Source organism: Halanaerobium sp. ST460_2HS_T2 (assembly GCF_003337665.1).
In the GTDB taxonomy this organism is placed as follows: Bacteria; Bacillota; Halanaerobiia; order Halanaerobiales; family Halanaerobiaceae; genus Halanaerobium; species Halanaerobium kushneri.
Map to the genome: position 1 here is coordinate 12113 of NZ_QPJF01000003.1, position 13728 is coordinate 25840.

Sequence of the window (13728 nt, forward strand, 5' to 3'; positions counted from 1 at the left end):
TATAATTTTTAATACTATAAGACTAAAACCAGTTCTGATCGGTAAAAATCATATTTATATTATATCGTCTGGCTTCTTCTGCAGTCAAAATTTTAATCCAGTCAAATCTTTTGCTATTTGCTGCTCCTGGACCATAACTATTATATTCAGCATAACGTGCTGTTTTCTCTTTAGCTGGATCTCGCCAGTTATTCCAAGCTTTTTCTCTAACATGTTTTCCCATATAAGTATTTATAAAAACTACATTTCCATAAGGTCTCCAGGGACGGCCTAAAAACACAGTATTTTCTTTAAGATCAGAGCTTAAAATACAGTCTTTAAAAACATAACCATATTCTTTTTCTTTAGGAGTAGAAGCAGCTGTAATATAGCCGGGCCCTGTACTGTAAATTTCACATTCATTAAAATATGCAGTTGCTGCTCCAAAAATGAAATCTACATCTCCTTCAATATAGCAGTTACCAAAATATAATCTTCCTTCACTTTTTGTATAAAGAGTATCCTGATTACCCTTAAATTTACAGTTATAAAATGCAACTTTGTCTCCACCCACACTAGCTGCTACTGCCTGCCCAACTTTGCTGCGTGGTTCTGAGGTATTAACAAAAGTAATATTTTTAAACTTTAATCGCTCACCATTAATAAAAATTGAAGCAGAATCAAATGTTCCCATTTCTTCACCATTTTCTTTAATTTTTCGGGCGTAATCATCATAGGTCAAAATAGTAGCTTCAGGATCCTCTCCTATAAATGTCAAATTTTTTAAAGTCTCTGGAATTACTATTTTTTCTTTATAAATTCCGTTTTTTATAAAAACTTTATTAATAGTGTTATTCCCTTCTAACATTTTTAATGCCTCAGAAAATGTTTTGCAATCACCACTGCCATCTGCCGCAATAATAAGGTAATTTCTTAAATTGATTTTTTTAGAATTTAAAAGCTGCAGATGTTCATTTTTACTAATCAAATCTAAATTCTCGATCTCAATATTTTCAGCATAATTCACTTTCAGGCCTTTATCTCCATTTATTTTAAGATCTTCCAAATAAATATTTTCAACCGGCATCTCTGGCAGTCCTTTAATATAAATTCCCTGTTCAGAATCAAGACAGTTTATATCTTTAAGATAAATATTTTTAAATTGAGGAGTTTCAACAGTAACTTTCTCTTTTTTTATCTTTGATCCTGATTTAGATTCATAAAAAAGATTAAACTTTATTGCCTGGTGTTTAATCTTAGACATTCTAACCTGCCGTAAATAAATTTCTTCTACTGTCCCTCCTCTTCCCCTGGTGCTTTTAAATCTAATCCCTATATCTGTCCCCATAAAATTACAGTTCTCAAGATAAACATTTTTTACACCAGAAGACATCTCACTTCCAATTACAAAACCACCATGTCCATGATAAACATTACAATCTCTTATGTAAATATTTTCTGAAGGCATTTTTCTTTTTCTTCCTGACTCATTTTTACCTGACTTGAGACAGATGGCATCATCCCCCACATCAAAATTACATTCTTCAACCAGCACATTCTTACAAGAATCAATATCCAATCCATCTCCATTCTGAGCATACCAGGGATTACGAATAGTAAGCTGACGCAGGATAATATTTTCAGACATCAATGGATGAAGATTCCAGCCGGGAGAATTTTGAAAAGTAACACCTTCTATTAAAATATTTTTGCATTCTTTTAAATTTAATAAGACAGGTCGCAGATACTCTCCAGCTTTTCTGTAATCTTCAGGAGTTATTTCCGCACCTTCTTTTCTTTTAATATCTAAGTTATGTACCAAATCCTGACCGTTTATAGCTTTTTGGGACGGCCACCATATCTTACATTCTTCTGTTTTCTGAACCGCCCCTCCAGTAGCAATTAATTTCTGCCATTGATTTTTTGTCATTTTATATTTCTTAACAGGTCTCCACTTATCACCTGAACCATCGATAATGCCTTTTCCAGTTATTGCAATATTAACTGCTTTTTTGGCACTGATTGGAGATTCAAATCTATAATTTTTTTCCCCTTCAAATTCACTTCTTATAATCTTATAATCTGCTAGATTATAACTAAATTTTAATACTGCTCCTTTTTTTAAATATAAATTAACATTATCAGCCAGCACAATAGGGCCACTTAAATATATACCTGCAGGAATAATAACTCTTCCCCCACCTGCTTTAGAACATTTTTTAATTGTTTTATTTATAACTTCATTATTTTTAATCCTCCCCCCTTTTACTGCTCCAAAATCATTAATATTGAAACTTTGATCTCTAAATTTAACTTCTTTTATTTTATTCTGATTAATAATTTCTGAAATACGATCAATTTTATTCTTTTCTTTCATCATTAATAAATTCACCTTTCTTTTTCGAGAAATTATTTCTTCAATATATACTTACTCAATTCTAAATTTTGATTTCTAATTTCTTCAACAATTAACTCAGAAATTTTTAAAGCTCCTTTCTCTGAAAAATGGGTATTATCTTCTATTCCCTCTGGATAATTTTCACTTTCTTTGGCCTGTAGCCAGAGAAAAATATCTTTAGTTTCTCCCGGTCCAAGTTCTTCAAAATATTTTTTAGTAATTTTAGCTAAATCGATTAGAGTTATATTAAGTTTAGATGCCAGTTCTCTTACAGCTTCTGGATATTTGCCATGAGTTTCAATTAAATGACCATTATCAGAAAAATTCCTTCTTTGAATAGGTGTTAAAAGAATAGGAATTGCTTTATTTTTCTCAGCAACATTAATGTATTTTTTTAAATAATCCTGAAAGCTGCCAAAAGCTTCTGTTGCTCTTTCAGGGTCATCTTTTTGGTCATTATGGCCAAATTGAATTAAAAAATAATCTCCTTCAGAAATTAAATTATCAATCTCAAAAAGCCTGTCTTCATTTATAAAGCTTCTTGAACTTCTTCCAGATGCAGCTTTATTTATGATATTAATTTGATCTATAAAAAATCTTTCAATAACCTGGCCCCATCCTGCTCTTGGAGCATCCGTTTCAGCATAGGTAGAAGCAGTTGAATCTCCAGCAATAAAAATCTTTTTTTCTTTGAGCATTTAAATTTATTCTCCTTTATAAATTATTAGCTTTAATAAATCCTTTTTCCAGGGTTAGAAAACCGATAAAATTTAAGATTAAATAATTTTATTGAGAAAGTTCTTCAACGGCAAAATAATCATAATCAGCAAAAGACGAAGTTAAATGTTTACTGGTATTAACTGCAAAAAGACCCAACTTTGCCCCAATCCAGCGTCCCGGGACTGCTTTAAAACGTTTACCAAAGTTTTTAAACTTTTTACCCTCAATACTGTAACTAAATTGGCAAAGAGCTTCTTCGTTAAATTCTCTTACTTCTACTTTTAAATAAAGTGTTTGCCCCTCTATCTGTTTTTTGGTCATTTTAAATTCGGATCTTTTTTCTCTTTCAACTCCCCAGTACTGAATAAGTTTTAAACCTTTTTCAGATTTTTCAAGACTTAGATAACTGTACTTTTCTCCCATTACAATTAAACCTGCTTTTTCTCCTTCAACTTCTGGGTCAAAAGTAATTTTGGTTTCAGCACTAAAATTTGGAGCCGGAAATTTCTGCAGTAATAAACTAGGCGCATACCATAAAACTGTTTCTTGCTCCTGACTGATATTGTTTGTATATAATCGGAGTGATTGATTATTTTCACTAAGAGAATACCATTTAGTTTCTGGATTTGCGTGCCACTGCCACTGTAAACCTAATTTTTGATCATTAAAGTCATCACTTGTTGCTGGTACCTTAATCTCAGCCTCAGAATTTACAGCCGGTTTTGAATATTCCATTACAGGTTCCCCAATACCGTCATTATCTTTATCCACTCCAATAACCGGCCAGTCGTTTTTCCAGCTCATAGGCTGCAGGTGAACAATCCTACCATAGGCGTTTTTATCTTGAAAATGAACAAACCAGGATTCACCTGACTCCAGCTCAACATAACCACCCTGATGTGGTCCATTAACTGGAGTATCTCCCTGTTTTAAAACAACCTTTTTCTCATAAGGTCCATAAATATTTTTTGATCTCATAACAAGCTGCCAGCCTGTAGCTACCCCACCAGCCGGTGCAAAAATATAATAATAACCATTTCTTTTATACATTTTTGGACCCTCTGTAGTCGGATGCCCATCTTCTCCATCAAAAATAAAAGTACCTTCATCCAATAATTCAGTCCCATCATTACTCATCCGGCAGAGATTTAAAACATTTTTAAATCCAGCTCTACTGCGGGCATAAGCATGAACAAGATAAGCATTGCCATCATCATCCCAGAAAGGACAGGTATCAATTAAACCTTTCCCCTCCTTAACAAAAATTGGTTTTGACCAGTCTCCAAATGGATCTTCAGTATTACTCATAAAAATTCCGTGGTCAGGATCACCAACAAATACCCAGTATTTACCATCATGATAGCGAATAGATGGTGCCCAGGCATTTTTTCCATGTGCTACCTTATTAAAATCTGCAACAGGAAATTCTGAATATACATGATTTACAATTTCCCAATTAACAAGATCTTTAGAATGTAAAATTGGCAGTCCAGGCATACAGTTAAAACTGGACGCAACCATTAAAAAATCTTCTCCCACCCGGATCAAATCCGGATCAGAATAATCTGCATGTAAAATTGGATTTTTATACTTGCCATTGCCCTGATCAGCTAACCAAACATTTTGCTTCAAATTTACAGTCATCTATAATCTCCTTAATAAATTTTTAATTAATTTTAATAAAAAACTGCCTCCCTGAGCCAGTGATATTAAATCAATAGTCAGAAAGACAGGGATATATTTGTTAATATAAACAGTTGATAATAACTGTTATTTAATTTGAAAATGGATCTGCTGCATCTCTTAAGCCATCCCCCAGAAAGTTAAATCCTAAGATTGCTACTATAATAAATAATGCTGGAGTAAATAACCAGGGATGAAGTGCAATAGTACGTACATTCTGAGCTTCCTGTAATAATACTCCCCAGCTTGTCATTGGAGCTCTAATTCCCAGGCCAAGAAAACTCAAGGATGCTTCTGCTAAAATCATTGAAGGTATTGATAGAGTAGCAGAAACTATCAGCTGACTCATCGCATTTGGAATTAAGTGTTTTCTTACAATCCACCAACCTGTAGAGCCAGAGGCTATAGCTGCAGAGACAAAATCTTCTTCTCTTAAAGACATAATTTTACCTCTAACCATTCTGGCTAATCCAGTCCAGCCCAAAAATGCTAAAATAACTACAATACCAATATATACTCTCAGTGAAGACCAATTCGCAGGTAAAGCTGCTGCCAGAGTTAACCAGAGCGGAATTCTTGGAAACGACTTAAAGAATTCAATAATTCTTTGAATAACTCCATCTACAACTCCTCCTACATAGCCAGATACTGTTCCCAGGATTGCCCCTATTATTAAACTAATTAAAGGCCCCAATAAACTAATAGATAAAGATATCCTTCCTCCCAGTATTATCTTAGTTAGCAGATCACTACCTGTTTCATCAGTTCCCAGTAAATACATCTGTCCTTCATTTACACCAAATAAATGTAAATCTGTTTTAAACAATCCTAAAAAATTATATTCATCTCCTCGATGAAGAAAATCAATATAATATTTACTGTTTTTATCAATTTCATAATTTCTCTGCAAAGTTTCAGGATCCATAGAAGCTTTATAACCATAAACAAATGGAGCACTTAAACCATCTTGATCAATTATACGAATTCTTCTAGGTGGAGCTGTAATGTTTGAATAATCTTTATGGTCCAGAGTATAGGGACTTAGAAAGCCTCCAAAGATCACCATAAGATAAAACAATAATACAACTATTCCACCAGCAACACCTAATTTATTTCTTTTAAATTTTCTCCACATCAATTGATTTCTGCTCAAAATTTCTGGCGACTCATCAATTTCATTAATATTTTTCTCAGATTGATTTGTTTCTGTTTTCATATCTATCCTCCCTCACCATCAAAATTTAATTATACTGAATTCTGGGATCTACAACAGCCAAAATAATATCAGCAACAAGATTACCAACTAATAAAAGAATACACTGGAATAATAAAACCGTTCCTGCTAAGTACATATCCTGGGACCTTAAAGCACTATATATTATAGGTCCTAAGGTAGGTAAAGAAAGTACTATTGATACTACAGTAGATCCAGAAATTAATTTTGGTAATCTCATTCCAGCCCACATTATAATTACATGAAGTGCATTCCTGACAGCATGTTTGTAAATAACTACACTTTCTTTAAGGCCTTTGGCACGAGCTGTACTAATGTACTGCATATTTAATACATCCAGTAAGTTAGCTCTCATTGTTCTGATAACTCCTGCTGTTCCCGCTGTTCCCAGGACAACAACTGGAATCCAGAGATGAGCCAGTAGATCAATAAATTTAGCAATACTCCAGGGGGCTGTAACATATTGTTCTGAAAAAAGTCCCCCCAGGGAAGGAATCCCAAAAACAAAATAACCTACATACATCAATATTAAAGCTAACATAAAATTTGGAATAGATAAGCCTATAAAACCAATAAAAGTCCAGAAATAATCGCCAAAAGAATACTGATGAGTTGCCGAATAAATACCGATTGGTATTCCCACCACAATCATAAATATCTGCGTTGAACCTGCGATTAGAATTGAATAACCTAAATATTGTTTGACAATAGACCAGACACTGGCACTATCATATTGAAACGAATTCCCAAAGTCTAGAAACACAAAACCTTTGACCCACTTCCAGTATTTAACATAAACAGGCTGGTTTAAACCATACCTTTCTTCAAGTTTCTGTACTCTCTCAGCACTTATAGTTTCACCCTGACTTGATACTAAGGCAACATACGAGTCAAGATAATTACCTGGAGGTAACTGAATAATAAAAAATATAAACATGGAGATAAGTATGAGAACTGGTATCATTACAGCAACTCTCCTAGAAATATAATTAATCATTTTTTAACTCCCTTCATTTTTAAAATAATTTCAACTTACTTTTTAAAAGACTCAAGATTTAAACTATCTCTTGAATGACAGGCAACATAATTATCATAATCCTCACCAGTAGGAATCAATTCCGGTTCTTTAGTTTTACAAATATCACTACAATAAGGACAGCGAGTATGAAACTTACATCCTGAAGGTGGATTTGCAGGATCAGGAACAGTTCCTTCCAGAGCCTCTCTTGGTTCATTAGAAAATGGATCTCCAATTGCTATAGACTTTAATAATGCTTCAGTATAAGGATGTTGAGGATTTTGATATAAAGTATCTGAATCAGCTACTTCGACAATTTTACCCAAATACATTACCATAATTCTATCACTTATGTATTCCACTACACCCAAATCATGGGCAATAAATAAGTAAGTTAGACCTAAATCTTTTTGTAGATCAGACAAAAGATTTAATACCTGAGCCTGTACTGAAACATCAAGTGCAGAAACTGGCTCATCACAAATAATTAATTCAGGATTTAAGGCAAGTGCTCTGGCGATCCCGATTCTTTGTCTCTGTCCACCACTGAACTCATGGGGATATCGATTCATTTGATAACTATTTAAGCCAACCTGTTCCAAGAGCTCTTTAACCATTTCAGTTCGTTCTTCACGATCTTTACCAATTCCCTGAACAGTAAGTGGTTCAGCGACAATATCTCTTACAGATAATCTAGAATCCAGAGAAGAAAAGGGATCCTGAAAAATCATCTGTATATTCCGGCGCAATTTTCTTAATTCCTGTCCTTTGGTTTCTGCTAAATCTTTTTTTACTCCCTGATCATTATAAATTACATCACCTGCAGTTGGTTCTAAAAGCTGTAAAACAGTTCTACCCAGTGTTGATTTACCACAGCCACTCTCGCCAACTAAACCCAGAGTTTCTCCTTTATTGATAAAAAAACTGACATCATCTACTGCTTTTACATGACCGACCACTCTTTTAAAAAAACCTTTTCTAATAGGAAAATATTTTTTTAAATTATTAACTTCTAAAATTGTTTCTTCTTTACTCAAGACGCTTTTTCCTCCTCTCGATAAAGCCAGCACTTAACTTTACAATCTTCCACTTCGAAAACTGGTGGATCTTCATTTTTGCAAATTTCCATTGCTTTTGGACAGCGGTCATAAAAGTCACACCCTTCTGGAAGATGAAGCAAGTCTGGAACAGAACCTTCAATTGGCTCCAGTCTTTTCTTACTTCCAATAACCGGTCTGGAATTCAATAAACCCCTGGTATAAGGATGCTTGGGATTTGAAAACAAACTTTTTGTATCAGATTTTTCAACAACCTTACCGGTATACATAACCATTACTTCATCTGCTATATCACCAATGACCCCAAGATCATGAGTAATAAACATAATTGACATATCCATATCTTTTTGTAATTCACCCATTAAATTAATAATCTGGGCTTCCACAGTTACGTCAAGGGCCGTAGTTGGTTCGTCAGCAATTAAAAGACGAGGATTACAGGATAAAGCCATTGCAATCATTGCTCGCTGTCTCATACCACCACTAAATTCATGTGGATATTCGTCAACCCTGTTTTCAGGCGCTGAAATACCAACTTTTTTTAACATTTTTACAGCTCTTTCTCTCAATTCATCTTTATTTTTATAATTCTGATGCAGTTTTATCGCTTCAATAATCTGATCTCCAACTGTATAAACTGGATTTAAAGAAGTCATTGGCTCCTGAAAAATCATGGCCATTTCATTTCCTCGTATTTTCCTCATTTTTTCACTATCATGATCATATTCTGTAATATCAATTTTACTGCCATCTTCATAAAAATAGTTTATTTCTCCCCCTGCAATAAATCCTTTAGGACGAGGCACCAGGTTCATAAGTGACATAGATGTCATACTTTTACCACAGCCACTCTCTCCAACAATTCCCAGTGTTTTACCTTTTTCTATGGAAAAACTAACACCATTTACTGCTTTAACAACACCATTTTCTGTGTTAAAAAATGTCTGCAAATTTTTTACATCAATAACACAATTACTGGAACTCATAATTTAACCTCCAAACTTATCTAATTGTGAACTATTTTTAAATAAATTAGTTCTTAATGAAATTGGCCTCTCTTAGAGTAGAGAGACCAATTTCTCTTATATTTTATTATTTATCCTGAGCATCTTTTTCGATAAAGAATTGATAAAATTCACTTGGTCCGAAATATGCTCCATAATCCCAACTTGCCAGAGCAGTCTCGGGAACATTGTGAACATAATTTTTCTTGATTACAAACTGTGGATGTAAGCCATTAGTACCAATCATCCAGACATTTTCTGCATGGATATCAAAGACTTTTTGCCATAACTCCACTCGCTTATCCTGATCTTTAGTAATCTGAATTTCATCATAGAGATTCATTAGCTTCTTAATTTCTGCTGGAGGTTCTTCACCCTGTTTACCGTTAGTTTCATACCACTTTGCATAAAGAGGTGCCCACCAGTTTCCAGATGAGTAAGAATTACTTACAGGTATAAAGTTATAGGGATAAGTTGGTGACCAGGAAGCTCCACCAATATAAGCCCATGGAAGTTTATTTGCATCTCTTCTTGTGTAATGTAGAGTTTTTTCCAGACCTTTAAAGTCCATATCCACACCAATATCTTTCCAGTAATCCTTAATCATATTCATTGTTCTTGGTAAATTGGGATCTTCTCCTATATAGATAGTTAAATGAATTGGTTTACCATCTTTAAGTCTAATTCCATCACTGTTTCTTTCAGTAAATCCAGCTTCATCTAAAAGCTTATTTGCTCTTTCGGGATCATAATCAGCGTAAGCATCAGCCCATTCTTGCTTAAATCCTTCCCACTGAGGATAAACAGTAGCCTGTCTAGGTACAGCCAGACCTTTAGTAGCTACCTGATTTAATTCTGGTCTATTAATAGCAAGTGATAATGCCTGACGGAATTTCTTATTATTATTTAATTCTCGCATCCATTCATCCTCTGCATAGGTAATATTGGGAGCAAAGGTTGGTAGGGATGGAGTATTTCTCTGCCATTTTAAGACTTTATAATTACCACTTTTCTCATTGTTTTTATAAAGTGTAAAGTTACTTGTCATTAATTGTCTCATCTGTAAATCTGCAGCTCCAGATACTACCTGCATTGAAAGTACTTCTTTATCAGATACAATTTTTAGAACAACTTCGTCAAGATATGGTAACTGATTTCCTTCTTCATCAACTTTATAGAAGTAAGGGTTTCTTTTATAAACAAACCTATTTGCAGGCGGTTCGGTAACCGGTACCCATGGTTCTATAACAGGAAGTTCAGGATTTCTAAAAAACTTCTTAGAGTTTTTCGATTCAAATAAACCAACCCACTTATCAAAATCAGAGTCTGCTATTCTTTTTTTTAGTTCAGCCTGATCTGCATAATCTGCATGAAACTGTTTTAAATAGTGAGCAGCAGCATATGGTTTACGACCTGGAAAAGCCAGTTTTTCTAAGAAATATGGATTAGGAGCAGCAAAAGAAAATCTTACTGTATAATCATCTAATTTTTTGACTTCAGGAAGCTTATCCTGAATCTTTAGCCAGCCACTTCCAGATTCGGCAGTTAATTGATCATTTTTAATAATGTCATTAAACCAGAACATAACATCATTTGCTGTAAATAACTCACCATCTGACCAGCGAATTCCTTTTCTTAAATTAAAAGTATAAGTTGTTAAGTCATCAGACACCTCATAACTTTCTGCTAAGTCAGGTTTAATTGTTAGACTTGGTGTATATCTAACCAAATTAATATTATTATATAAAGCCATCAATTTAGGATCATCAGTAGCATTAGTTGCGAACCAGTTTAAAGTACCACCATAATCACCAATACGATCTACTACTTCTGTCACATACGGGTTTTCAGGTAATCTTTCATCTACTGCCGGTAGATTTCCATTTTCAACTTCTTGATCTAAAACAGGAGCTTGGTTATAAGCAGAAGCCAGACCAGAAGTTAAGAATAAAATTAACACTGTTAGTAAAATAAAACTATTTTCTTTTACCAATTTCATTTAGTAAATATCCCCCTTAATAATTTAAGTTATTTAAATGATTTTTAAATATTTAGCTTATCCTAATTATCCTTATTTAAGTTATGAAAATCCTGATAACTTGAACAAACTAGAAAATCTCACACCCTATAATCTTGTTATTTTCCACCTCCTTGAAAAAATAACAAATTTTAAACTGCCTTATCTTCTTATTTACTTATTAGTTTAGAAATATCTATTAAGTATAATAACAGAAAAAAAAATTAGATTCTTAACAGATATTTAGATAAGTTAAGATATTTTACATTTTTTTAGGTTAAGAAAAATTTAACATATGTTTTTATGATTTTAAATTTTTTATTAATAGATGTATATTTTTATTTTTCATTAATCAGTTCAAATTTTTCGCCGACTTGATTTTTAATTTTAAAATTAATAAAATCTATATTCCTAAAATTATTACAATATACCCCTCTTTGTTTTTCAGCTTCAAGATTGCTCATCATAGCAGGTGTCTGCAACTGAGCGTTATCTGCCATTGTAATAGAAATATTATTAAAAGTTATTGCTTCAATTGGACTTTCGGGAAGTCCATAAATAAAGACTGCTCTTGTTTTAACATCATTAGCTCTAATATTGTTAAAATGAATCTCTCTAATAACAGGTGTTTTAGAATTAAACTCTTTAGGATTTTTATCCCAGACAAATTTATTTTTTCCACCCTCACCACAATAATAAAATAAATTCATAATAATTGGAGATAAAACACCTTTCATTACAATGTTGCTGACAACTATATCTTCAACAACTCCCCCTCTACCGCGCCTTGATTTAATTCTGATTCCTCGATCTGTACCTTTAAAAACACAATTGCTTATTGTTAGATTCCTAACTGACCCGCTCATCTCACTTCCAATAACAACTCCGCCATGACCGCGAACCATTGTACAATTGGTAACTGTAACATTTTCGCAGGGGACCAATTCCGAACTTTTTTCTGTTCCAGATTTAATTGTAATACAGTCATCACCAACATCAACATGACAGTTCGATATATGTACATTATTACAGGAACTTGGATTTATACCATCTGTATTTGGAGAATTAGGAGGGTTTTTAATACTTACATTATCAATAGTTATCTTATCTGATTTAATAGGATTAATAGTCCAGGCTGGCGAATTAACTATTTTGATGTCTGCAATTAAAATATTGCTAGATTTTTCAAAAGAAATTGTTCTTGGTCTGGGATACTGCAGCTTGTTTGCTGCAAAAAGTTCCCACCATTTTTGACCCTGGCCATCAATAATTCCCTGACCTTTAATAGTTATATTTTTAGAATCTTTAGCATAGATTAAAGGACTGTATACTTCTTGAACTTTACCTTCCCAGCGTTGAGAAATGATTTTATGATCTTTAAGTTGATTACTAAATATTAATTTTGCTCCAGCAGAAATCTTTAGAATAATATTATTATATAGTTCTATGGTTCCAGTCAAAAAATCACCTGCAGGTATATAAACTTCTCCACCACCATTTTGGCTGCATTTTTCTACTGCTTTTTTAATAGCAGCTGTATTTAAAGTTTTACCATCACCTTTAGCACCAAAATCAAGAATATTATAAAATGAGCTATTCATTATTCTCTCTCCTATTTGTAATTTTTAAAATCTAAACTCATCATAACAATATTTAAAAATAATTTCTTAACATATTTTTAGCTATCTTCACTAATTAAACATTATTTATCAAAAAAAACTGCAGTCTAAATAAATCAGACTGCAGTTTCATATTTCAGCTTATTAATTGTTTTTATAACATTTTCTATATTCACTTGGAGTTAAACCGGTTATTTTTTTAAAATTACGGCCAAAATGGACTAAATTATTATATCCTACTCTTTCGGAAATCTTAGTAATATTATCTTTTCCTTTTAAAAGAAGATTTTGAGCTTCCTTAATTCTCGTATTATTAATATATTCAGTTATTGTATAATCACTTTTTTCTTTAAATAGTGAACTTAAATAACTGCTGCTGTAGGAAAATTTATCCGCCAATTTGCTTAAAGTTAATTTTTTATAAAAATTTTGATCAATATAGTTCATAATTTCTACAATTTTAACATGATAATCTCTCTCTTTTTGATCAATATATTTTCCGTCAACATAACGATTTACATAAATTAACAGTTCTATTAAAAGTGTTTTTAAATAAAGATTCTGGCCCGGTTTATTTTTTCGCTTTTCAGCTTCCATTTTAGCAAAAATATTTTCAACCATAATCCTATCTTTAGCATCAAATTGAATAATATTAATATCTTTATTAAATGAGGATAATAAGTCATAATCACCCTGTTTAAAACTTCCCAGAGAAGTTTCTTTAAACTTAACCAGCATTCTATTAAAAGAATCATTGCTATCATTAAATGTCTTATGTCGCTTAAATTTATCAATCAATATCAAATTGCCTTTTTTTACTCTAAAGGTTTTGTCTTTAATATCATAACCACGATTACCATCCTGTAAATAATATATCTCATAAGCATTATGATAGTGAACCGAAGACATTCCATTATCATTTAGTTTACTCAAATTTTCAAAACTCAAGTCTCCTTTTAACTGTTCGGCTTTACAGACCATATTTACCTCCCTATAAT

10 protein-coding genes are annotated in these 13728 nt (G+C 32.7%); all 10 read right to left on the reverse strand.

Annotated elements, in window-relative coordinates; genetic code table 11:
* Positions 1-22: 22 nt before the first annotated feature.
* Positions 23-2359: a pectinesterase family protein gene (locus tag DFR80_RS02180; RefSeq protein ID WP_114489088.1), complete on the reverse strand. Its 2337-nt coding sequence runs from the start codon at positions 2357-2359 to the stop codon at positions 23-25.
* A 29-nt stretch (positions 2360-2388) separates the two neighbouring features.
* Positions 2389-3075: a rhamnogalacturonan acetylesterase gene (locus DFR80_RS02185; RefSeq protein ID WP_076543832.1), complete on the reverse strand. Its 687-nt coding sequence runs from the start codon at positions 3073-3075 to the stop codon at positions 2389-2391.
* A gap of 88 nt (positions 3076-3163) precedes the next feature.
* The gene (locus DFR80_RS02190; RefSeq protein WP_114489089.1) at positions 3164-4741 is read right to left on the reverse strand and encodes a glycoside hydrolase 43 family protein; all 1578 of its coding nucleotides are present in this window, start codon (positions 4739-4741) and stop codon (positions 3164-3166) included.
* A 130-nt stretch (positions 4742-4871) separates the two neighbouring features.
* A complete protein-coding gene (locus DFR80_RS02195) occupies positions 4872-5996 on the reverse strand; it encodes an ABC transporter permease (protein ID WP_076543834.1) in 1125 nt (374 codons plus the stop codon).
* A gap of 25 nt (positions 5997-6021) precedes the next feature.
* Positions 6022-7011 (reverse strand): ABC transporter permease, encoded by a 990-nt coding sequence (locus DFR80_RS02200; RefSeq protein WP_076543835.1) that lies wholly within the window; start codon positions 7009-7011, stop codon positions 6022-6024.
* 35 nt (positions 7012-7046) lie between these two features.
* Positions 7047-8069, reverse strand: a complete 1023-nt coding sequence (locus tag DFR80_RS02205) for an ABC transporter ATP-binding protein (RefSeq protein WP_114489090.1) — start codon at positions 8067-8069, stop codon at positions 7047-7049.
* Positions 8066-9076, reverse strand: a complete 1011-nt coding sequence (locus DFR80_RS02210; protein WP_076543837.1) for an ABC transporter ATP-binding protein — start codon at positions 9074-9076, stop codon at positions 8066-8068. The genes DFR80_RS02205 and DFR80_RS02210 overlap by 4 nt, the downstream gene beginning before the upstream one ends.
* 106 nt (positions 9077-9182) lie before the next feature.
* Positions 9183-11093, reverse strand: coding sequence for an ABC transporter substrate-binding protein (locus DFR80_RS02215; protein WP_114489091.1), 1911 nt, complete (start codon positions 11091-11093; stop codon positions 9183-9185).
* A gap of 356 nt (positions 11094-11449) precedes the next feature.
* Positions 11450-12712 carry a glycoside hydrolase family 28 protein gene (locus tag DFR80_RS02220; protein ID WP_199505756.1) on the reverse strand — a complete coding sequence of 421 codons (1263 nt, stop codon included), beginning with the start codon at positions 12710-12712 and terminating at the stop codon, positions 11450-11452.
* Between the two features lie 162 nt (positions 12713-12874).
* The gene (locus tag DFR80_RS02225; protein ID WP_076543840.1) at positions 12875-13711 is read right to left on the reverse strand and encodes a helix-turn-helix domain-containing protein; all 837 of its coding nucleotides are present in this window, start codon (positions 13709-13711) and stop codon (positions 12875-12877) included.
* Between the last annotated feature and the right edge of the window lie 17 nt (positions 13712-13728).